Annotated in this window: 16 protein-coding genes and 2 pseudogenes; 9 read left to right on the forward strand and 9 right to left on the reverse strand. The window is 60.4% G+C overall.

The window, feature by feature from the left end; translation table 11 throughout:
* Positions 1-114 precede the first annotated feature (114 nt).
* From LUU92_RS03640 to LUU92_RS03650, 3 genes are all read right to left on the reverse strand, one after another.
* The gene (locus LUU92_RS03640) at positions 115-1686 is read right to left on the reverse strand and encodes an ATP-binding protein (RefSeq protein ID WP_257103174.1); all 1572 of its coding nucleotides are present in this window, start codon (positions 1684-1686) and stop codon (positions 115-117) included.
* On the reverse strand, positions 1683-2207 hold the full coding sequence (locus LUU92_RS03645) for a HEPN domain-containing protein (RefSeq protein WP_257103175.1): 525 nt from the start codon (positions 2205-2207) through the stop codon (positions 1683-1685). The genes LUU92_RS03640 and LUU92_RS03645 overlap by 4 nt, the downstream gene beginning before the upstream one ends.
* Before the next feature lie 159 nt (positions 2208-2366).
* Positions 2367-3737, reverse strand: coding sequence for a GntT/GntP/DsdX family permease (locus tag LUU92_RS03650; protein WP_102591649.1), 1371 nt, complete (start codon positions 3735-3737; stop codon positions 2367-2369).
* A 242-nt stretch (positions 3738-3979) separates the two neighbouring features.
* Here LUU92_RS03650 and LUU92_RS03655 point away from each other — a divergent pair, with 242 nt between their 5' ends.
* Genes LUU92_RS03655 through LUU92_RS03665 form a run of 3 tightly spaced genes read left to right on the forward strand, consistent with a single transcriptional unit; the run spans position 3980 to position 9481 of the window.
* A complete protein-coding gene (locus LUU92_RS03655) occupies positions 3980-5200 on the forward strand; it encodes a TolC family protein (protein WP_222540926.1) in 1221 nt (406 codons plus the stop codon).
* Positions 5201-5218: 18 nt separating this feature from the next.
* Positions 5219-6325: an efflux RND transporter periplasmic adaptor subunit gene (locus tag LUU92_RS03660; RefSeq protein ID WP_222540927.1), complete on the forward strand. Its 1107-nt coding sequence runs from the start codon at positions 5219-5221 to the stop codon at positions 6323-6325.
* A gap of 18 nt (positions 6326-6343) precedes the next feature.
* Entirely contained in the window at positions 6344-9481 is a 3138-nt protein-coding gene (locus tag LUU92_RS03665) for a CusA/CzcA family heavy metal efflux RND transporter (RefSeq protein WP_071490995.1), read from the forward strand.
* On the opposite strand, the gene LUU92_RS03670 is transcribed toward LUU92_RS03665, so the two are convergent.
* From LUU92_RS03670 to LUU92_RS03680, 3 genes are all read right to left on the reverse strand, one after another.
* Positions 9396-10841, reverse strand: coding sequence for a heavy metal sensor histidine kinase (locus tag LUU92_RS03670; protein WP_071490996.1), 1446 nt, complete (start codon positions 10839-10841; stop codon positions 9396-9398). The two genes, LUU92_RS03665 and LUU92_RS03670, sit on opposite strands and share 86 nt — an antisense overlap.
* Positions 10838-11512, reverse strand: a complete 675-nt coding sequence (locus tag LUU92_RS03675; protein ID WP_071490997.1) for a heavy metal response regulator transcription factor — start codon at positions 11510-11512, stop codon at positions 10838-10840. The genes LUU92_RS03670 and LUU92_RS03675 overlap by 4 nt, the downstream gene beginning before the upstream one ends.
* Before the next feature lie 342 nt (positions 11513-11854).
* Entirely contained in the window at positions 11855-13174 is a 1320-nt protein-coding gene (locus LUU92_RS03680) for an OprD family porin (RefSeq protein WP_257103176.1), read from the reverse strand.
* Between the two features lie 225 nt (positions 13175-13399).
* On the opposite strand from LUU92_RS03680, the gene LUU92_RS03685 reads away from it, so the two are divergent.
* From LUU92_RS03685 to LUU92_RS03695, 4 genes and pseudogenes are all read left to right on the forward strand, one after another.
* Positions 13400-13732 (forward strand): DUF2790 domain-containing protein, encoded by a 333-nt coding sequence (locus tag LUU92_RS03685; protein ID WP_257103177.1) that lies wholly within the window; start codon positions 13400-13402, stop codon positions 13730-13732.
* A gap of 196 nt (positions 13733-13928) precedes the next feature.
* Positions 13929-14615, forward strand: a pseudogene (locus tag LUU92_RS29105) (PAS domain-containing protein); the annotation flags it as partial.
* Between the two features lie 108 nt (positions 14616-14723).
* Positions 14724-15155, forward strand: a pseudogene (locus tag LUU92_RS29110) (methyl-accepting chemotaxis protein); the annotation flags it as partial.
* A 53-nt stretch (positions 15156-15208) separates the two neighbouring features.
* Complete coding sequence (locus LUU92_RS03695) at positions 15209-15784, forward strand: flavin reductase family protein (RefSeq protein WP_257103179.1); 576 nt, start codon at positions 15209-15211, stop codon at positions 15782-15784.
* Positions 15785-15790: 6 nt separating this feature from the next.
* Here the strand turns inward: LUU92_RS03695 and LUU92_RS03700 are convergent, their stop codons facing one another.
* The gene (locus LUU92_RS03700; protein WP_257103180.1) at positions 15791-16600 is read right to left on the reverse strand and encodes an AraC family transcriptional regulator; all 810 of its coding nucleotides are present in this window, start codon (positions 16598-16600) and stop codon (positions 15791-15793) included.
* 140 nt (positions 16601-16740) lie between these two features.
* Between LUU92_RS03700 and LUU92_RS03705 the strand changes: the two genes are divergently transcribed.
* Together LUU92_RS03705 and ddlA are read left to right on the forward strand one after the other, a co-directional pair.
* Positions 16741-17379 (forward strand): LysE family translocator, encoded by a 639-nt coding sequence (locus LUU92_RS03705; RefSeq protein WP_092240541.1) that lies wholly within the window; start codon positions 16741-16743, stop codon positions 17377-17379.
* Positions 17380-17423: 44 nt separating this feature from the next.
* On the forward strand, positions 17424-18518 hold the full coding sequence (gene ddlA, locus LUU92_RS03710; protein ID WP_257103181.1) for a D-alanine--D-alanine ligase: 1095 nt from the start codon (positions 17424-17426) through the stop codon (positions 18516-18518).
* Here the strand turns inward: ddlA and pgeF are convergent.
* Together pgeF and ggt are read right to left on the reverse strand one after the other, a co-directional pair.
* A complete protein-coding gene (gene pgeF / locus LUU92_RS03715; protein ID WP_257103182.1) occupies positions 18508-19233 on the reverse strand; it encodes a peptidoglycan editing factor PgeF in 726 nt (241 codons plus the stop codon). The genes ddlA and pgeF overlap by 11 nt on opposite strands.
* A gap of 27 nt (positions 19234-19260) precedes the next feature.
* Positions 19261-21078 carry a gamma-glutamyltransferase gene (ggt, locus tag LUU92_RS03720; RefSeq protein WP_257103183.1) on the reverse strand — a complete coding sequence of 606 codons (1818 nt, stop codon included), beginning with the start codon at positions 21076-21078 and terminating at the stop codon, positions 19261-19263.
* Positions 21079-21112 lie beyond the last annotated feature (34 nt).

Raw genomic sequence — 21112 nt, forward strand, 5'->3', positions numbered from 1 at the left:
ATAAAAATAGGCCTTATGTTTTGGTTTTTTGCATTAGAGAGTTGTTAGGGAATGAATATTTTATGGTAATGCTATCTTAAAAAATGGCAGACATGGTTGTGTCTGCCACAGTTTTCATTTTTCTTCTTTTGTCGCGGGTAGAGCAAGAAAACCTTCCGAAACTTTTGGTAGGGCTCTGAGCTCAGACGCTTTGAATTGAAGCTCTTTCGGTATCATTTCTTTAACGTTTGGTCTACGGCGAAATCCTGTAAACAAAGAGTAATCTAGTATGAATGCTTCGAAGCGTTCGCCAGCCTTTCTTGGAGTAATTGATTGATGTATTAGATGGACCATGCGCAAATCGCTTAGTACTTTCACCAAGGATCGTTCCTGCGACTCGTCACTTCTGATTAAGAAGGCGTTAATCTTATTGTCATCTAGGCAAAGCGCTTCTAGTTTATTTAGCATTTCATGAAGCATGCCCGCTTCATTGCGTGCGTCGCGTTGTAGGTCATCCATTTTCTGTTGGCCAAATTCTCCTATAGCTACGTTTACATCAGATAGAGTAATAGTAGTATGTCGAGTACGTGTCGCGTGCTCGAGAGAGCGGCCAAACATCTGTAAGAAATCTCTTGGAACACCAGCGTTTGCCCAAGCCAGTCTACGGAAAGCTGCTTCAGGAATTACTGCTCCTGTGAGAGAGTAGCCCACAGAGTTTAAAAAACTATCGAGAATTGCTCTTAGATGTGCCTCTGCCGCTTCAGGGTTTTCAAGTGTTAAGTCCAATGAGATATATTGCGCATCCCCGGGGATTTGCAGGCCTTTCCTGGTTTTGGGTGAGTAGATGTTAAGAAGAGAACTAAGGCCTGCGACCTTCAGCCATCCATTTGCGCCTTTTAGAGCTGCGTTGATGGAATGCAGTAGTTCTGGTTGCGAACTCTGTTCTATTAAGTGAAAGTCATCAAGGAAAACGAACGCATTACTCTTGGTAATTTTTGTGATGTCTGACAATATTCTTTTTATCGTGATCGGAGCACGATCAATTGAAGTTGTGCCTGATGAAATTTTTGAGGCGGCTTCAAGAAGTCTTTGGGTTGCCTCCAGAGTTTTCTTGTCGCTATTAGTGGCCTCGCATGCGTTAGCTAGAGAGGTGCACATGTCGTATGCAACTTCCCTAATAAGATCGTCACCAGTAAGAGTGGAGTAGGATTGCATGTCCAGAACTGTAACAATTGCCGATGTTTCAGCTAATAATTCAGTTGCTCGTCTTATTAGTGTTGATTTTCCAACGCCTCTTCGACCTCTGACAATATGAGATGCAGGTTGAGCCAGTTGGTGATCTTCACGTTTTTGGAATGGTACGTATGGAACGGCATATCCGCGCGATGAACTACCCTGGGAGACTTCTCGCGTAGATCGAGTCAGCAATATAAGAAGGGCGCTAGCTTCGATGGAGGCTGGAAAGTTCTTTGGCTTTATAGGTGCAAGTGCCATAGCTCCTTTGAAAGTGTTTTCTTTTTCTAATTTTCGCTGACTTTCATATAGGGCGTACCGGTAGAGCGGAGCGTCGCGACCCACAGAGAATTTAAGGAATTCTTGGTTTCCAACTTGCGTTTTTGTGGAGGGAACTCCTGTAACACCAATCTCTCGTTCGAAGGCGATTATTGCTTCGTGGATGTCTCTTTGTTCGTCGGTTTCGATGTTCATAGGCCGATACTGCACTTTGAGTTTAAGTAGGAGCGAGCAGCCGCAATAAACTCTTCGGCTTCAAGGATGGCTTTAGCTGGTTTTAATGTGAACTCTGCTTGCGTGCTTGACCAGTTGTCATAGTCCGCACGTAATCTATGTTCATAAAGCAATGATAGGCGTCCCGCCCATGTAGCAACCTCCGGGAAATCACCAGGCAGCTCAGAGGAGGCCTTCCCATGATCGTCACCCTTTAGGCTCACGAAGCCCTGCGTCATATAACGCATTCCTTTTGATGCATTATAAGCAGCATAGTATGCACGGGAGAACACGGCCCGAATGCAACCAGCAGCTTGTATTTGCTTCGCTTCTGTCAAATGTTCTTCACCTAGTCGAAACCACGCGATGCACACATGCTGTGCATACAATCCAAGTTCCGGGGCCGTGCATCCTAATATTGTGAGCTTTCGATTCAGTTCCAGATGATTGGCTGAAAATTTTAAAAAATCTAATTCATGAACCGGAGGTGCTGTAGTCGCCATGTTCGTTGCGTCACTTGGTTGTCCTTAACTCTCAGATGGTAATTCATCTGCGGGACAGGCGTAGGAATGAGTTTTTCTTTCTTTGTCCTGCATGTGTTGTGTGCGAGCTGCGCCATCGCACTATAGCGCAGTGCTCGTCTATGTGGTGGAGAGGTGCGATCAGGTCAAGAAGTGCCAAAGCACCAGCGTCCCCACCAGACCGACGACTGAAACAATCGTCTGCAACACCGACCACACCCAGATCGTTTGCTTCAGTTGCAAGCCGAAGTACTCACGCACCATCCAGAACCCGGCGTCGTTGACGTGGCAGAAGAACACCGAGCCGGCACCGATTGCCAGCGCGACCAGCGAGCTTTGCGTCACCGCCAGCCCGGCCATCATCGGCGCGAGAATGCCCGCCGTCGTGGTGGTGGCGACTGTCGCCGAACCCGTTGCCTGGCGCAACGCAACCGCGATCAGCCATGCCAGCAGCAGGTACGGCATGTGCGCACCTTCGGCGACCTTGCTGATGGTCTGGCTCACACCGGCATCCAGCAGGGTTTGCTTGAGGCCGCCGCCGGCGCCGATGGTGAGCAGCAAGACGGCGATGGGGGCGAGGGCTTTGCGCAGGGTGTTGCCCACGTCGGCTCTTGGCATGCCTGCGGCCCAGCCCAGGCAGATCACGGCGGCGATCACGGCCAGGCCGAGGGCGATCAGCGGTTCACCGAGGAACTTCAAGGTCAGGCCGACGCTGCTGTCGGCCGGTAGCGCGACCTTGGCCAGCGTGCTGCCCAGCATCAGGATCACCGGTAACAGAATGATCAGCAACGACACGGTAAAGCTCGGCTGGCGCGGCGCCTTGGGCGGGGCGCTGAACAGTGCGCCGATGTCCGCCGGTTCATCCACCTGCAGGCGCTTGGACAGCCAGTTGCCATAGATCGGACCAGCCAGGATCACCGCCGGCACCGCCAGGCAGAAACCCAGCAACATGGTCAGGCCGAGGTCGGCGTGCAAGGCGCCTACCGCAATCAGCGGCCCCGGATGCGGCGGCATCAGAGCGTGCAGGGTGGTCATGCCGGCCAGTGCCGGGATGGCGATTTTCAACAGCGGCTGGTTTGAACGCTTGGCCATCACAAAGATGATCGGCACCATCATCACCAGGCCCACTTCGAAGAACAACGGCAGGCCGATCACCATCGCCACCAGCGCCATCACCCACGGCAATGACTTGCCCTTGCCCAGCCCGAGCAGAGTGGTGGCAATGCGGTCGGCCGCGCCGGATTCGGCCATCAACGCGCCGAGCATCGAGCCCAGCGCAATGATGATCCCGGCTTCACCGAGGATCGCCCCGGCGCCTTTGCTGAAGGCCTTGGCCACTTCTTCCGGCGGCAGGCCGGCGCCGACACCGGCGATAAAGGTGCCGATCAGGATCGACAGAAATGGCGGCAACTTGGTCGCGCTGATCAGCACGATGATGCTGGCGATGGCCAGCAGTACACAAAACATAAGGCGAGTGTCGTGAACCATCCACGCGGCAGTCGATAACTCCAAGGCGGGACTCCTTATCGAACAGGTTGGGAAAATTGTTTCTTTTTGTTTCCTGTCCGAAAAGCATACCCGATACCGCGCTGGCCAAGTGCTTATGTACCGTTTTGGTGCGATCAGCGGCGGGCGGTCGAAATGCCCGCCGCAGAGCCATTGCTGTCGGATTTGTAATCTTTGCTCCACCGCCCTGATAAGTCGCGGCCGCTACATTGCCTGCGCTTGTACTTCATGGGCGTGGAACTCTCGTTATGGCAATTTCCGTTAGAAAACTCATGGGGGCGGGTGTGTTGTGGCTGGTTGCCGGCGCTGCCCAGGCACAGACCCTCACACTCGATTCAGCCCTGCAAACCGCCTTCGCCAATAACCCTGACCTGGCGGCTGCACAATGGGAAATCGACATCGCCCAGGGCGGCCGCCAGCAGGCCGGGTTGATCCCCAACCCGGTGCTCTCCTGGGACGCCGAAGACACCCGTCGCAACTCTCGCACCACCTCCATCAAGCTCAGCCAGGCCCTGGAGTTGGGCGGCAAGCGTGGTGCACGCATTGACGTGGCCAGCCGTGCCCAGGACGCCGCCGCCCTGACCTTGGAACAGCGCCGCAACACACTGCGCGCCGACGTCATCGACAACTACTACGGCGCGCTGCGTGCGCAGGAACGCCTCGACCTGGCGCAGCGTTCCATGGCCGTGGCCGAGCGCGGCCTGGGCGTTGCCAATGGTCGCGTCACGGCGGGCAAAGCGTCGCCGGTAGAGGCAACCCGTGCGCAGGTGCAACTATCGGAAATGCGCCTGGAATTGAACCGCGCACAGGTCGGCCTTACCGACGCCTATCGCCGCCTGGCCGCCAGCACCGGCAGTGCCGGCGCGGATTTCCAGGCCGTCGCTACACCGTCCCAATCCACACCGCCCCTGCCGCCGCTTGCACAGTTGTTGACGCGCCTTGAGCAGACCACTGAACTGCGCCTGGCCGAGCTGAACATCCTGCAAAACGAAGCCAGCGTCGGCCTGGAAAAAGCCCAACGCATTCCCGACCTCGATGTGTCCATCGGTAGCCAGTACGACGCCAGTGTGCGCGAGCGCGTGAACCTGGTGGGCGTGTCGATGCCGATCCCGCTGTTCAACCGCAATCAGGGCAACGTGCTCGCCGCCACCCGCCGCGCCGACCAGGCCCGTGACCTGCGCAACGCCACCGAACTGCGCCTGCGCACTGAAACCCGCCAGGCGCTGGACCTGTGGCAAACCGCTAATACCGAAGTGCGCGCGTTCAACCAGCAGATCCTGCCCGCCGCGCAAAGTGCAGTGGACAGCGCCACCCGTGGTTTCGAGATGGGCAAGTTCAGCTACCTCGACGTGCTCGACGCCCAGCGCACACTGATCGCTGCGCGCACCCAGTACCTCACCGCCACCGCCCAGGCCACTGACGCCTGGGTGCGTATCGAACGGATCTACGGCGACCTCGCCCGGTTTTGATTGTCTTTGGAGTCCTTTATGAACAACCGACACGGTGTGGCACTTGCCATTGCCCTGGGCCTGATGCTGTCCGGCGTTGCCTGGGCCGATGAAGAAGAAGGCACACTCGAACTCACCGAGCAGCAGATCCAGGCCGCTGGCATTCAATTGGCCCAGGCCGAGCCCCGCACTCTTAGCACGATGCTGGTATTGCCGGGCGAGGTGCGTTTCGACGAAGACCGCACCTCCCACATCATCCCGCGTGTGGCGGGTGTGGTGGAGTCGGTCAAGGCCAACCTCGGCCAATCGGTGAAGAAGGGTGAGCTGTTGGCGGTGATTGCCAGCCAGCAGATCTCCGACCAGCGCAGTGAGCTGGCCGCCAGCGAGCGCCGGGTTGAATTGGCGCGCACCACCTTCCAGCGGGAACGCCAGTTGTGGCAGGACAAGATTTCCGCCGAACAGGATTACCTGCTGGCGCGCCAGGCCCTGCAGGAAGCTGAGATTGCCCTGAACAACGCTCGTCAAAAGATGACCGCATTAAGCGGCAGCGCTGTGCTGGTTGGTGGCAATCGCTACGAGTTGCGCGCACCGTTCGCCGGTGTGGTGGTGGAAAAACACCTGGGCGTCGGTGAAGTCGTCAGCGAAACCAGCAACGCTTTCACCCTCTCGGACCTGTCCCAGGTGTGGGTGACCTTCGGTGTGTTTCCCAAGGACTTGAACAAGGTCCGGGTCGGCAAACCGGTCACCGTCAGCTCAACCGAAATGGGCACCCAAGTGCAGGGCACTGTGGCATACGTCGGCAACCTGCTCGGTGAGCAGACGCGCACGGCCACCGTGCGCATCAGTGTGCCCAACCCCGATGACGCCTGGCGCCCTGGGCTGTTTGTCAGCGTGCAACTGGCGACGGATTCTTACCCGGCGAAGGTCACCGTCCCGCAGGCCGCGATCCAGACCGTCGAGGACAAACCCTCGGTATTCGTACGTACCCCGGAGGGCTTCATCACCCGTCACCTGGAGCTTGGTGCGAGCGAAAACGGCTACGTCGAAGTGCGCCAGGGCCTCGATGCCGGGGCGCAGGTGGCCACGGTCGGCAGCTTCATCCTCAAGTCCGAACTGGGCAAAGGCTCGGCCGAGCACGCCCATTGATCCTGCGAGTGATTCCCCATGTTTGAGCGCCTTATCCAATTTGCCATCGAGCAGCGCATCATCGTGCTGCTGGCGGTGCTGTTGATGGCCGGTGTCGGCATCGCCAGCTATCAGAAATTGCCCATCGACGCGGTGCCCGACATCACCAACGTACAGGTGCAGATCAACTCGGCGGCGGCCGGGTATTCACCGCTGGAAACCGAACAGCGCATCACCTTCCCCATTGAGACCGCCATGGCCGGTTTACCCGGGTTGCAGCAAACCCGTTCGTTGTCGCGCTCCGGGTTGTCCCAGGTAACGGTGATCTTCAAGGACGGCACCGACCTGTTCTTCGCCCGCCAACTGGTCAACGAGCGCCTGCAAGTGGCCCGCGAACAATTGCCCAGCGGCATCGAAACGGCCATGGGGCCGATTTCCACCGGCCTCGGGGAAATTTTCCTGTGGACCGTCGAGGCCGAGGACGGCGCACGCAAAGACGATGGCACGCCTTACACGCCCACCGACCTGCGGGTCATCCAGGACTGGATCATCAAGCCACAACTGCGCAACGTGCCGGGCGTGGCCGAGATCAACACCATTGGTGGCTTCGCCAAGGAGTACCAGATTGCCCCCGACCCCAAGCGCCTGGCGGCCTACAACCTTACGCTGAATGACCTGGTCACGGCGCTGGAGCGCAACAATGCCAACGTCGGCGCCGGCTATATCGAGCGCAGTGGCGAGCAACTGTTGATCCGTGCACCGGGCCAGTTGGCGTCCATCGATGACATCGCCAACATCGTTATCACCAGCTCGGACGGCACACCGATTCGCGTGCGCAATGTGGCCCAGGTCGAGATCGGCCGCGAACTGCGCACCGGCGCCGCCACCGAAAACGGCCGTGAAGTCGTGCTCGGCACGGTGTTCATGTTGATCGGCGAAAACAGCCGCAGCGTATCCCAGGCTGTGGCGGAAAAACTCGAAGAGATCAACCGCTCGCTGCCCGAAGGCGTGGTGGCGGTCACGGTCTACGACCGCACCCACCTGGTCGAAAAAGCCATCGCCACCGTGAAGAAAAACCTCTTCGAAGGTGCGTTGCTGGTGGTCGCGGTGCTGTTCCTGTTCCTCGGTAATATCCGCGCTGCGCTGATCACGGCCATGGTGATTCCCCTGGCGATGCTGTTCACCTTTACCGGAATGTTCACCAACAAGGTCAGTGCCAACTTGATGAGCCTCGGCGCGCTGGACTTCGGCATTATCGTCGATGGCGCAGTGGTGATCGTCGAGAACGCCATCCGCCGCCTGGCCCACGCGCAACAGCGTCATGGTCGCCTGCTGACCCGCAGCGAACGCCTGCATGAGGTGTTCGCGGCGGCGAAGGAAGCGCGGCGGGCGCTGATCTTCGGGCAACTGATCATCATGGTCGTGTACCTGCCGATCTTCGCCCTCACCGGGGTGGCCGGGAAGATGTTCCACCCGATGGCGTTTACCGTGGTGATCGCCCTGTTGGGCGCGATGATCCTGTCGGTGACTTTCGTGCCGGCGGCGATTGCGCTGTTCGTCACTGGCAAGGTCAAGGAAGAAGAGAATGGTGTGATGCGCACCGCGCGCCGGGTCTACGCACCGGTGCTGGACTGGGTGATGGCGCGCCGACCGCTGGTGTTCGGCTTGGCCGTGTTGACCATCGTCGCCTCCGGCGTTGTTGCCAGCCGCATGGGCAGCGAGTTTATCCCCAGCCTCAGTGAAGGCGACTTCGCCCAGCAGGCCTTGCGCGTGCCCGGCACCAGCCTGACGCAATCGGTGCAGATGCAGCAGCAACTGGAAAAAACCTTGATGGCCCAGGTGCCGGAAATCCAGCGGGTGTTTGCGCGTACCGGCACCGCGGAAATTGCCTCAGACCCGATGCCGCCAAATATTTCCGACAGCTACGTGATGCTCAAGCCGAAGGACCAATGGCCCGACCCGAAGAAGTCCCGGGAAGCGTTAATCGCTGATATCCAGCGTGCCAGTGCGATTGTGCCAGGCAGTGCATACGAGTTGTCGCAGCCGATCCAACTGCGCTTCAACGAACTGATTTCCGGGGTGCGCAGTGATGTGGCGGTGAAGGTGTTCGGCGATGACATGGGCGTGCTCAACACCACCGCCGGGGAAATCGCCGAGACGTTGCAGAAGCTTGATGGCGCCTCGGAAGTGAAGGTTGAGCAGACGTCCGGCCTGCCGGTGCTGACCATCAATATCGACCGCGACAAGGCTGCGCGCTTTGGCCTGAATGTGGGCGATGTGCAGGACACTATTGCTGTCGCTGTCGGTGGGCGCCAGGCCGGTACGTTGTATGAAGGTGACCGGCGTTTCGACATGGTCGTGCGTTTGTCCGACGCGTTGCGCACCGATATCGACGGGCTGTCTCGGCTGTTGATTCCGGTGCCGGGTAACGCGGCTGGCCAGTTGGGGTTTATCGCCTTGTCCCAGGTCGCCAGCCTGGACCTGGTGCTCGGCCCGAACCAGATCAGCCGCGAGAATGGCAAGCGCCTGGTGATCGTCAGCGCCAACGTGCGGGGGCGGGATATCGGCTCGTTTGTCGAGGAGGCCGAGGCTGCCTTGATCGCCCAGGTGAAAGTACCGGCGGGCTACTGGACCACCTGGGGCGGCCAGTTCGAACAGTTGAAGGAAGCCTCCGAGCGCCTGCGCATCGTGGTGCCGGTGGCATTGCTGCTGGTGTTCGGCCTGTTGTTCATGATGTTCAACAACCTGAAGGACGGCCTGCTGGTGTTCACCGGGATTCCGTTCGCCTTGACCGGTGGGATCATGGCGCTGTGGCTGCGGGATATTCCGCTGTCGATCTCGGCGGGGGTGGGCTTTATCGCCTTGTCCGGCGTGGCGGTGCTGAACGGCCTGGTGATGATCGCCTTTATCCGCAACCTGCGTGAGGAAGGGCGCTCGTTGTCGATGGCGATCAATGAAGGCGCGCTGACCCGGTTGCGCCCGGTGTTGATGACGGCGTTGGTGGCGTCTCTCGGGTTTATCCCCATGGCACTCGCCACCGGCACCGGCGCCGAAGTGCAGCGGCCGCTGGCGACGGTGGTGATCGGCGGGATCATTTCCTCGACGGTGCTGACCCTGCTGGTACTGCCCGCGCTGTATCAGTGGGCCCATCGCAAGGAAGAGGAAACACTAGGCTGAACCGTGTGAACCGGCCCGGCTGGCTGCTGACCTCGGCGTGCCCCTGATGCAGGTGCATGATCGACTGCACAATCGCCAGGCCGAGGCCGGTGCCGCCTTCCGCGCGGGTACGGCTGCTGTCGGCGCGGTAGAAACGTTCGAACAGGTGGGGCAAGTGATGGGCCTCGATACCGCGCCCAGGGTTGCCGACCGACAGCGCCACGCTCCGGTCGTAGCTTTCCACCAGTAGCAACACGCTGGAGTCGCAGGGGGTGTGGCGGATGGCATTGGACAGCAGGTTGGAAATGGCGCGCTGGATCATCAAGCGGTCGCCCGTTACCCAGGCATCGCCGCGCAGGCTCAGGGTCAAGTGCTTGTCTTCGGCGCTGAGCGCGAACAGTGCCATCACCCGTTGCGCTTCCTCGGCCAGCGACACCGGGGCAAACCCGGCCCGTGCTGCCGGGTGGCTGACCTGGGCGAGGAACAACATGTCGGAGACGATGCGCGACAGACGCTCCATTTCCTCGGTACAGGATTCCAGGCCGGCCTTGTACTCCGCCGAAGGCCGCTCGCGGGACAGGGTCACCTGGGCCTTGCCCATCAGGTTGGTCAGCGGGGCGCGCAGTTCGTGGGCCAGGTCGTCGGAGAACTGCGACAGCTGCTGCACCCCGGCGTCCAGGCGATGCAGCATGAAATTGATGCCCTGGGCCAATTCGCCGAGTTCCTTGGGCAGGTTGTCCAGGGCCAGGCGATGGGTCAGGTCCTGGGTGCTGACCTTGGCCGCCACCCGGCTGAACTGCTGCAAGGGCGCAAGCCCGCGTTGCACCAGCCACCAGGCGCCCATGCCGATCAGGATCAGCAGCATCGGCAGGGCGATTACCGTGGAGCGCAGGTAGGCACTGAGCAACGCTTCATCATCGGAACGGTCCAGCGACAACAACACGCGTACGTATTCGCCCCCTTGCAGGGGCATCAGGCGCGTCGCACTGAGTATACGATTGCCCTGGCCATCGACCCAGTTCAAATAGGCCAGGTTCTTGCCGGTGGGCACGTCGAGCAACAGCGGTTGCTGGGGCCTGGCGCCGACGCTGAGGAGTACCGGTGCATCGGGCCGTGCGCCGATGATGGTCAGGTAGATATTGTCGTGGCCCATCACCAGGTCCAGCAGTGAATGGGGGCGGTTGGTGATGCGGTGTTCATCGAGGCCTTGGCCGAGGGTATGGGCCAGTTGCTCCATTTTGTTTTCCAGGCCCTTGCGCGCGAGCTTGTCCAACTCGTGGGTCAGGGCCAGGTACGCCAGGGTTGCCAGCAGCACAACCAGCCCGGCGCCCATCAGGCTGACGGTCAACCCCAGGCGCATCGACAGGCTGCTGGTCTTCATGGCCGCGCCTCCAGCACATACCCCACGCCGCGAATGGTGTGGATCAACTTCACCTCGCTCTGGTCATCGACCTTGGCGCGCAGGCGGCTGATGGAGACCTCCACCACATTGGTGTCGCAGTCAAAGTTCATGTCCCACACCAGCGAGATGATCTGCGTGCGGGTCATCACCTCGCCGGACTGGCGCATCAGCACATGCAGCAGGGCGAACTCCTTGGTGGTCAGGTCGATCCGGCGGTTGCCGCGGTAGGCGCGATGCCGGCGCGGGTCCAGTTCCAGGTCCGAGACGCGCAGCACGTCCGGCACCGGGATGTGCTCGCTGCGCCGTAGCAACGTACGCACGCGAGCGAGCAGTTCGGGAAACTCAAAGGGTTTGACCAGGTAATCATCGGCGCCCATGTCCAGGCCCTTGATCTTGTCGGCCAGCCGACCGCGTGCGGTCAGCATCATCACGCGCTGATTGCCGTCGCGGCGCAGTTGCTCCAGCACTTCCCAACCGTCGGTGTTGGGCAGGTTCACATCAAGGATCACCAATTCGTAGCTGTGCTGCCGGGCCAGGTGCAGGCCATCGATGCCGCTGGCGGCGCAATCGACGACATAACCGCTTTCGGTCAGGCCTTGCTGCAGGTAGTCGGCGGTTTTTTGCTCGTCCTCAACCACAAGGATACGCATGGGGAGTTACCTTCAAAGAAAACGAAAAGGGCATGGCCTCATGGCGAGGCGGGGGAGGCTGTAGGAAAACTCTGGGCCGTGAAGTAGCTTTAGGGTCAAGCCATGTCAGACAGGTGCGACGATTCGTCACTGAGCCTGCACACAAAAAAACGCCCCGACCGGGGCGCAAAAATTCATCTCTGTTCCAAAGGAGCTACACGAAAGCCGCAGAGATGAGAGGTGTTCGGTGTGCAGTGTAGAAAGTGCAACTTAACGAGAAGGTGAGACCAATATTACAGTTCTGACAGACTTCAACCTGTGAAGAGATGTAGCGCATCGGCAAGTGAATGTAATTGGCCTACCTTAAAGCACCGCAATGGGGTACTCGATAATCAGCCGAACTTCTTCCAAGTCCGACTCGAATGCACTTGAGCGCACGGTCGCCTGGCGCAACCGCAGTGATAAATCCTTCAAGTTTCCACTTTGCACCACATATTTGGCCTCGATATCCCGCTCCCAGCGGCGTTGGTCGGTCAGTGGGGCGCCGGCTGCATCGCGACGCATGTACACCGCGTTGGCGTTGCTGTAATCGGCGCCAGTGCCTTTGCCGTAGCGGGTCATGAACGACAGGCCGGGGATGCCGAATGCCTGCATGTCCAGGTCATAGCGCACCATCCATGAGCGTTCCTTGGGCGAGTTGAAGTCGCTGTACTGGATCGAGTTGTTGAGGAAGATCGAGTCGGACTGGCGCAGGTAGTCGAAGTCGTCATCGCCGTTGTTGCGCTGGTGGGAGAGGGCCAGGCTGTGGGCGCCGACCTTCACCCCGAGCCGGGCGCTCCAGATGGCGTTATCGAATTCACCGAGCTTTTTCCGGCCCTCGTCCACCGCCTTGTAGTAGTTGACGTCGCCGAACAGCGAGACGTCTTCACCCAGCGGATAGCTGACGACGCTGCCGACGTAGTACTGGTCCCAGGCATCTTTCAAGCGGCTGCCGTAGAGGCTGACGCTGAGGTGTTGGTTGACGGTGTAATCACCGCCGAAATAACCGACCCAGGGCGAGTCGACCGGGCCTGCGTAAAAGGTCGCGAAGCCTTTGTTCATGCCGCTTTCGCTCGGTTGGCTCATGCCGCTCAAGCGCCCGCCTTGCAGGGTCAGGCCCTCGAGGCTGGTGTTCTGTGCGGTCACGCCACGAAAACTTTCCGGCAACACGCGTGAATCGCCGTAGGCCACGACGGGGGTCAGCGGGAAGACGTCGCCGGCCTTGATGACGGTATCCAGCATGCGCAGTTTTGCGGCGCCGCCGACTTTACTGTAGGTGTCCTCGGGGTGGTTTTCGCTGTCCACCGGCAGCACGCCGAACGAGCCTTTGCCGCCGCTGCGGCCGGTGCCCGAGTCCAGCTTTATGCCGACCATGGCGAACGCATCCACGCCAAAGCCCACGGTGCCTTGGGTAAAACCAGATTCGAAGCGGCCGATCAAACCCTGTGCCCAGGCCTCTGAATAGCCATTGCCGGTGGGGCTGGACTGGCCTTTGCGATCATCGCGGTTGAAGTAAAAATTACGCGCCAGCACATTGAAGCGGCTGCCTTCGATAAAGCCCTCGGGCGGGTCCTCCACGGCCACGGCGGCCAGCGGGAAAGCGGCGCACAGTGAAAGGGGAAGGCTGTAGTGACGGATACGCATGGTTCGCTCCTGGTGCTTGGCAGTTTCAGCTTCTTATGAGAGTGGGCGTTCTTATTGATCTGGCCCGGGCTGATAGTTGCAAACCGCAGATAACGAAGAAGTGGTACAAAGATTACAATTCTGGAAACTCACACTTATCTAACAAATAAGTAATGTTCTGGTGAAGTTTGCGTCAGGGTCAGTTGGTTAGTCTGCGCACTGAATCTTTCAGTCGAGGAACTAATCATGAAGTTTCATAAAGTCGCGCTGGGTGTTTTAACCGTCATCCTGTCGTTCGGTGCGTTGGCCGAAGGTGGGGGGGACCGTACGTTCGCACTGATGATGGAGCGTAATGAAAAAGCCATGGCCGACTACGCCGCCAAAAAGGGCAAGCCGGCGCCCGAGGTGCAGGCCTATCGCTACGGCATGAAGCTGGACATCGCCAAGGTGGTCAACGTCACGCCGCCGATCCGCTCGTGCAACGCGGTGCCGTCGCGCATGACCTATGAAGACTCCAGCGGCAAGCTCAAGACCCTTGAGTATCAAGTGATGGGCGTGTGCCGAAACAACGGCAGCTGATGTGGCCGAAAAAATACTTGGGCGAGGGCCTCAAGCTCGCTTAAGAAAATGCCGGCAGCGCCGATGCAGGTCGGATTCATCTCCCTCATTTGATCCTCGGTGCCCCATGTTCAACACCCGTTTGAAGCAGGAGCTGTCGGCTCTTCGCGAAGAGTTGTCCAGCTTGAATCAGGTCAAGGAGAGCCTGGAAAGTGAAATGCTGTGCCTGACGCTGGACGCCGAAGGCCGGGTGGAATGGGCCAATGCCAACTTCCTGCAGGAGCTGGCCTACCAGAGTGGCCAACTGCTGGGGCGTGCGATCGAAGACCTGGAGCCGGCCCACGTGCGCAGGGATGAGTTCCAGCAACGCTTCAAGAACGCCCTGGTGCGCGGCGAGCATTTCGCCGGCACCGTGCGCCTGATGCGGGGCAATGGCCAGGAAGCCTGGCTGCGCTCGATTCTGCAACCGGTGCGCAGCTCCGATGGGCGCATCAAGCATTTTTCGATTTATTCCAGCGACCTCACCCGCACCATCGAGGCTTCCCGCGAGCATGAAAACCTCATGAACGCGCTGGTGCGTTCTACCGCCGTGATCGAGTTCGACCTCGGCGGGCACGTGCTGAGCGCCAATGACCGTTTCCTCGGGGGCATGGGTTACAGCCTGGCGCAGATCCAGGGCAAACATCACCGGATATTCTGCGAGCCGGAGGAATACAACAGCACCGAGTACCAGGACTTCTGGAAGCGCTTGAACGCCGGTGAGTTCGTCGCGGCACGCTTCAAACGGGTCGACAGCCATGGCCGCGTGGTGTGGCTGGAGGCGACCTACAACCCGGTGCTGGACGCCAATGACCGATTGTACAAAGTGGTCAAGTTCGCCACGGTGATCACCGACCAGGTCAACCAGGAACAGGCGGTCGCCGACGCGGCGAACATTGCCTACAGCACCTCGCTGCAAACCGACAACAGCGCCCAGCGCGGCACCACCGTGGTGACCCAGGCGGTGGATGTGATGCGCGACCTGGCCAGGCACATGCAACAGGCCGGTGACGGTATCGAGGCGCTCAACGCCCAATCCCAAGTGATCGGCACCATCGTCAAGACCATCAGCGGCATTGCCGAGCAGACCAACCTGCTGGCGCTCAACGCCGCCATCGAAGCGGCGCGTGCCGGCGAACAAGGTCGTGGTTTTGCGGTGGTCGCCGATGAAGTTCGGCAGTTGGCCTCGCGCACCAGCAAGGCCACTGAGGAGATTGTCGGCGTGGTCCGTCAGAACCAGGACATGGCCCGCGACGCGGTCGCCCTGATGACCGACGGTCGCCTGCAAGCCGAACAGGGCCTGGCGCTGGCTGCCGAAGCGGGCACGGTGATCGTGGAGATCCAGGACGGGGCGCAGAAGGTGGTCAGCGCGGTGGGCCAGTTCGCCAACCAACTGTCGAGTTGAGCTTAGGGCTTCAGGTATCGTAGGGGCTTTCTGGTATCAAGAGTCGACTGTCCATGAGCCCTACCCACCGTCGCCCCGTCCCGCTGTCCAAGGCCTACCGCTTGCTCAACCACGGCCCTACGGTGCTGGTGAGCGCCGCGCACAACGGCCAGCGCAATATCATGGCCGCGGCCTGGGCCATGCCGCTGGATTTCGAACCGCCGAAGGTAGCGGTGGTGCTGGACAAGGCCACCTGGACCCGCCAACTGCTGGAAGGCGCCGGCACCTTTGTGTTGCAGGTGCCTTGCGCGAGCCAGGCCGACCTTGTGCAAACCGTGGGTAACACCACGGGTGCCGACATGGATAAATTTGCCGCCTACGGCTTGCACACGTTCAGCGGTGAACATATCGACGTGCCGCTGCTGGAGGGTTGCGTGGCCTGGCTGGAATGCCGCCTGCTGCCCGAGCCGCATAATCAGCAGACCTACGACCTGTTCCTCGGCGAAGTGGTCGCGGCCTATGCCGACGAACGCGTATTCAGCGACGGCCGCTGGCACTTCGAAGGGCATGATGAACTGCGCACCTTGCACCATGTGGCGGGCGGGCATTTTCTCACCATCGGCCAGCCGATTGATGGGCACGCGCTCTAAGCCTAGTCAGCGCCCGAGCATCTTCACCCAGCGCGACGGCGGCATGCCGTAGGTGCTGCGAAACTGCCGGGTCATGTGGCTCTGGTCGGTGAAGCCGGCCGTCATCGCCGCGTCCACCAGCGATTGGCCCTGGGCCAGCAGGCTGCGCACCAGGTCCAGGCGGCGCATGGTCAGGTAGCGATAGGGGCTGGTGCCGAACAGCAGGCGAAAATCCCGCGACAAGGCCCAGCGGTCACGGCCGGCGTGGTCGGCCATGTCATCCAGGGTGATGCTGCGGCCCAGCGCACTGTGGATGAACTCCCGGGCGCGCTCGGCGGCCACGTAGTCGAAAGTCTTGCGGCTGATGATCCCGCCCGAGACGTTGTTCAGCGCATGGGCCAGGTCGAACAGGGCGTCCTGTTCCTGCAATGGGTCGATGGGGTTGTCCAGGTTCTGCAGCAGCACTTCGCTGGCGCGCAACAGCCTGGGGTCGGTGGACAGGCCGCCCGGCATAAACGGCAACGGCTTGCCGCCGAGAATCTGCTGGATCAGCGACGGCTCTACGTAAATCATCCGGTATTTGAAGCCCTCTTCACTGCCGGCGTGGCCGTCGTGGGTTTCATCGGGGTGAAGCACCATGGTTGTGCCCGGCACGCTGTGGATCATGTCGCCGCGGTAGTGAAAGCTCTGCACGCCCGTCAACGTACGCCCGATGGCGTAAGTGTCGTGGCGATGCGGGTCGAAGGCAAAGCCGGCAAAGTATGCCTCGATACGGTCCAGGCCACTGGCATGGGGCGCGCGGTGCAACCAGTCGAGGGTGGCGGTGGGTTTGCCCATGGTAAGGGGTCACAAAAAAGAGAGGGAAATACGTTAACCCAGTCTGCATCCCTTGTCTGCCGGGGTCTTGTACGATTGTGCAGGGTAGGGCAGAGGCCTATGATCGTCGCTCGTGCCTCGCGCTGATGGAGCTGCCCACCATGGATTTTCTCAACCCGGCCTATGTGACGCCCCTGGTTTCCCTGGCCTTGCTGTGGACCGTCGCGGTGGTCACGCCTGGCCCCAATTTTTTCAACACGGCGCAACTGGCCGCCAGCTGTTCGCGCCGTCATGGTGTGGTGGCATCGGCCGGAGTGGCCACGGGTACGATCATGTGGGGCCTGGCGGGTGGCCTGGGCATCAAGTCGCTGTTTACGGCGGCACCGATGCTGTACCTGGCGTTCAAGATCATCGGCGGCTGCTACCTGATCTACCTCGGGTTGAAACTGTTCAAGCGGTCTTCACCGAACATGAGCCAGAACGTGCTGCCGGACGACGCCCGGCGCTCGCTGTTTTCCGCGTGGCGCCTGGGGTTGCTGGGTAATCTGTCCAACCCCAAGGCCGCTTTGTTTGTTGCCACCATCTTCGCGTCAACCATGCCGCCTTCGCCGTCGCCGATGCTGCTGACCCTGGCGGTAATCACCATGGCCACCTTGTCGTTCAGTTGGTATTCCAGCGTGGCACTGGTGTTTTCCAGCGAACGCATGGCCACGCTCTACAGCCGATCGCGCAAGTGGCTCGACCGCTTTGCTGGTGGCTGCTATGTGTTGTTCGGTGCACATCTGGTAGCGAATCGCTGACGGCCCGTGGTAAGAAGCCTTACGTTCAACAGTGAGGTCGGGTCATGGGCAAGGTGCGGGTAGGAATTATTTTTGGTGGTCGTTCGGCTGAGCACGAAGTGTCGTTGCAATCGGCGCGCAATATCGTCGATGCGCTCGACCGCTCGCGTTTCGAGCCGGTGTTGATCGGTATCGACAAGGCCGGCCATTGGCACCTCAACGACACCTCGAACTTCCTGCTCAACCAGGAAAACCCGGCGTTGATCGCCCTCAACCAGTCCAACCGCGAACTGGCGGTGGTGCCCGGCAAGGCCAGCCAGCAATTGGTGGAGACTTCCGGCAGCGGCCTGCTGGAACATGTCGACGTGATCTTCCCCATTGTCCACGGCACCCTCGGCGAAGATGGTTGCCTGCAAGGCCTGTTGCGCATGGCCGACTTGCCTTTCGTGGGCTCTGACGTACTCGGCTCGGCAGTGTGCATGGACAAGGACATCAGCAAGCGCTTGCTGCGCGATGCCGGGATTGCCGTCACCCCATTCATCACCCTGACCCGCAGCAATGCGGCGCGTACTTCGTTTGAGGCCGCGGTGAACACGCTCGGCCTGCCGATGTTCGTCAAACCTGCCAACCAAGGCTCATCGGTGGGCGTGAGCAAAGTCGGCGACGAAGCCGAGTACCATGCTGCCGTTGAACTGGCCCTGGGCTTCGATGAAAAAGTGCTGGTCGAATCGGCGGTAAAAGGCCGCGAAATCGAATGCGCCGTGCTGGGCAATGATCACCCCATCGCCAGTGGTTGCGGCGAGATTGTGGTGAGCAGCGGTTTCTATTCCTACGACAGCAAGTACATCGACGACCAGGCCGCCCAGGTGGTGGTGCCGGCCGATATCAGTCATGACGCCAGCGAGCGTATTCGCCGGTTGGCCATTGAGGCTTTCGAGGTGCTGGGCTGTTCCGGCCTGGCACGGGTCGATGTGTTCCTTACCGACGATGGCGAAGTGTTGATCAACGAAATCAACTCACTGCCCGGCTTCACCCGCATCAGCATGTACCCCAAGCTGTGGCAGGCGGCGGGCATGAGCTACAGCGAACTGGTGAGCCGCCTGATCGAGCTGGCGCTGGAGCGGCATGCGGGGCGCAAGGGGTTGAAGATCAGTCGGTGATGCGAGCAATCCACGAATAAATCAGTGTCTTCACTTCCTCCGGGTGATGCGTCCTTCGGCGGTAGCTGGCAAAGGTGGGGGAGGTGCAGTAAGTGCACACCTCACTCACCTCGATTTGTTCACGCCGGATGCCGGCCGCTTGCAGCAACATCACGCCATACCCGCTCAAGTCAAACCACGCGCTTGCTGCTTGCCTGGCGTGGGGCGGTGCAATTTGCGCGGGCAATAACGGTGCGGGTTGCGCTGCGCTCCACGGCGCCCGCCCGGTTGACCACAGGTGCCCCTGGTCAGCCTGGAACTGCGCAACAAACCCCTCGCTCACCTCATAGCAACACGGTTTGATCGACGGTCCGATCGCCACGCGCAACTGGTCGACTGCAATCCCTTCGTCGGTAAAACGCTTGATTGCATTGGCGATGATCCCGCTTTGCAGCCCCTTCCATCCTCCATGCACCGCAGCGACCTTTTTGCCGTTCTGCGCGGCAATCAGAAGGGGCAGGCAGTCAGCGGTGATCACCGCGATGGGCTTGTGCTCACCTGTGCACACCCCGTCCGCTTCAACGGTATTGGGCACCTGGTCGGCTTGCCACTCGATCACTGAGGCGCTATGCACCTGCTTGCAGATGAACACCCCATCGGGGCGCAGCGGATCATTGATCGAACAAAAACCGTGGTCGACGCCTGGGATGGCGCCGAGATTATCTGCCTGTTGCACGAGCGCTTTCTCCGATGTTTGAAGTGTTCAGTCGCCGACCGCTTTGCCTTCACGCCGAGGGTCGGCGCCGCCACTGAGCGACACTTTGCCCTGGGCATCCCGCATGCGAACGATGGCCTGGATGCCGCTGGTCATATCGATCTCGCTCAGGGCATGGCCTCTGTCCTTGAGGGCCTGTTTCAGTGCAGGACTGAACAGGCCGGCCTCCAGCTCGGTGGCACCATTGCGACTGCCGAAGTTCGGCAGGCTGATGGCCGCTTGCGGGTCAAGTTTCCAGTCAAGCATCGCCACCAGGGACTTGCTGACGTACTCGATGATTTGCGAGCCGCCGGGCGAGCCGACCGTGGCCAGCAACTCGCCGCTGTTGCGGTCGAACACCAGCGTCGGCGCCATGGCCGAGCGTGGACGCTTGCCGGGCTCGACGCGGTTGGCCACCGGCTGGCCATTTTCCTCGGGGATAAACGAGAAGTCGGTCATCTGGTTGTTGAGCAAGAAACCCTGGACCATCAGATGGGAGCCAAATGCCGCCTCAACCGTGGTGGTCATCGACACGGCGCCACCCTGGTCATCCACCGCCACCACTTGTGAGGTGGAGATGCGCAACGGCGAGCGGTCCGGCGCATAGGCCACCTGGATACCCGCCGGCACGCCCGGTTTGGCGATGCCCATGCTGCGCTCGCCGATCAACGCGGCGCGCTTGGCCAGGTACTCCGGTGCGACGAGGCCCGCGACAGGCACGGGTACAAAGTCTGCGTCAGCGACGTAGAGCCCGCGATCAGCAAAGGCCAGGCGACCGGCTTCGGCCAGCAGGTGTACGGCGTCGGGCGTTGGTTCATGGCCGGCAGGCGATGCGCTTTTTACCGGCGGCATCGCTGCGATGTCGTTGGTTTGCAGCGCCTGCAAGGTGCCCAGGATTTGCGCGACGGCGATCCCGCCCGACGACGGCGGTGGCATGCCGCAGACTTTCCACTGCTTGTAATCGGTGCACAGTGGGGGGCGCTCCTTGGCTGTATAGCCTTTGAGGTCTGCCTGGGACAGGCTGCCCGCGTTGCGATGGCCTTGCACCTTGCGCGCGATCTCATCGGCAATCGGCCCTTGGTACAGCGCGTCCGGGCCTTCCTTGGCGATGCGTTTGAACACATTGGCCAGCGCCGGGTTTTTCAACACGGTACCGGTGGCTTTTGGTGTGCCATCGGCATTCAGGAAATACGCCGCCATATCCGGTGACTGCGGGATGTTACGGTCAGCCGCGATCAGGCTATGCAGGCGTGGCGAAATCGCAAAGCCCTGTTCCGCCAGGCGGATCGCCGGCTCGAACAGCGTGGCCCAGTGCAACCGGCCGGTCTTCTTGTGCGCCATTTCGAGCGCGCGCAGTACTCCAGGCGTACCGACTGAGCGTCCACCAATTTGCGCTTCTGGAAACGCCATCGGCGTGCCGTCGCCCCTCAGGAACAAACGCTCGGTGGCCCCGGCCGGCGCGGTTTCACGGCCGTCATACGCGTGTACGTTTTTCCCGTCCCACACCATGATGAACGCGCCGCCGCCGATGCCGGAGGACTGCGGCTCCACCAGCGTCAACACGGCCTGCATTGCAATCGCCGCATCTATTGCCGAACCGCCCATGCGCAGCATCTCGCGTCCGGATTCGGCTGCCAGCGGGTTGGCCGCCGCGGCCATATGGCGCTCGGCGTGTTGAGTAGTGAGGTCGGTGCGATAGCCGGAACCCAGCTCCGGTGCCGGAGGCTGTTGGTTGACCGGGGTATGGCAGGCAGCCAGGGTGAAGGCTGTGGCAATCACCGACAGTTGACGGCGGGAAATCGAAAACACGCGCTGAACTCCGTTCATTTTGAGAATGATCTGTTGTCCTTGGGGTAGTGCT

Source organism: Pseudomonas extremorientalis, from assembly GCF_024584605.1.
In the GTDB taxonomy this organism is placed as follows: Bacteria; Pseudomonadota; Gammaproteobacteria; order Pseudomonadales; family Pseudomonadaceae; genus Aquipseudomonas; species Aquipseudomonas extremorientalis.

What these genes read in the sequence shown, in the direction of transcription:
- LUU92_RS03705 (WP_092240541.1), top strand. Translation starts at nt 16,741, where the DNA reads ATGGATTTTCTCAACCCGGCCTATGTGACGCCCCTGGTTTCCCTGGCC.
- LUU92_RS03655 (WP_222540926.1), top strand. Translation starts at nt 3,980, where the DNA reads ATGGCAATTTCCGTTAGAAAACTCATGGGGGCGGGTGTGTTGTGGCTG.
- LUU92_RS03675 (WP_071490997.1), bottom strand. Translation starts at nt 11,512, where the DNA reads ATGCGTATCCTTGTGGTTGAGGACGAGCAAAAAACCGCCGACTACCTG.
- LUU92_RS03640 (WP_257103174.1), bottom strand. Translation starts at nt 1,686, where the DNA reads ATGAACATCGAAACCGACGAACAAAGAGACATCCACGAAGCAATAATC.
- LUU92_RS03695 (WP_257103179.1), top strand. Translation starts at nt 15,209, where the DNA reads ATGAGCCCTACCCACCGTCGCCCCGTCCCGCTGTCCAAGGCCTACCGC.
- LUU92_RS03700 (WP_257103180.1), bottom strand. Translation starts at nt 16,600, where the DNA reads ATGGGCAAACCCACCGCCACCCTCGACTGGTTGCACCGCGCGCCCCAT.
- LUU92_RS03660 (WP_222540927.1), top strand. Translation starts at nt 5,219, where the DNA reads ATGAACAACCGACACGGTGTGGCACTTGCCATTGCCCTGGGCCTGATG.
- LUU92_RS03665 (WP_071490995.1), top strand. Translation starts at nt 6,344, where the DNA reads ATGTTTGAGCGCCTTATCCAATTTGCCATCGAGCAGCGCATCATCGTG.
- LUU92_RS03645 (WP_257103175.1), bottom strand. Translation starts at nt 2,207, where the DNA reads ATGGCGACTACAGCACCTCCGGTTCATGAATTAGATTTTTTAAAATTT.
- LUU92_RS03670 (WP_071490996.1), bottom strand. Translation starts at nt 10,841, where the DNA reads ATGAAGACCAGCAGCCTGTCGATGCGCCTGGGGTTGACCGTCAGCCTG.
- LUU92_RS03685 (WP_257103177.1), top strand. Translation starts at nt 13,400, where the DNA reads ATGAAGTTTCATAAAGTCGCGCTGGGTGTTTTAACCGTCATCCTGTCG.
- LUU92_RS03680 (WP_257103176.1), bottom strand. Translation starts at nt 13,174, where the DNA reads ATGCGTATCCGTCACTACAGCCTTCCCCTTTCACTGTGCGCCGCTTTC.
- ddlA (WP_257103181.1), top strand. Translation starts at nt 17,424, where the DNA reads ATGGGCAAGGTGCGGGTAGGAATTATTTTTGGTGGTCGTTCGGCTGAG.
- ggt (WP_257103183.1), bottom strand. Translation starts at nt 21,078, where the DNA reads ATGAACGGAGTTCAGCGCGTGTTTTCGATTTCCCGCCGTCAACTGTCG.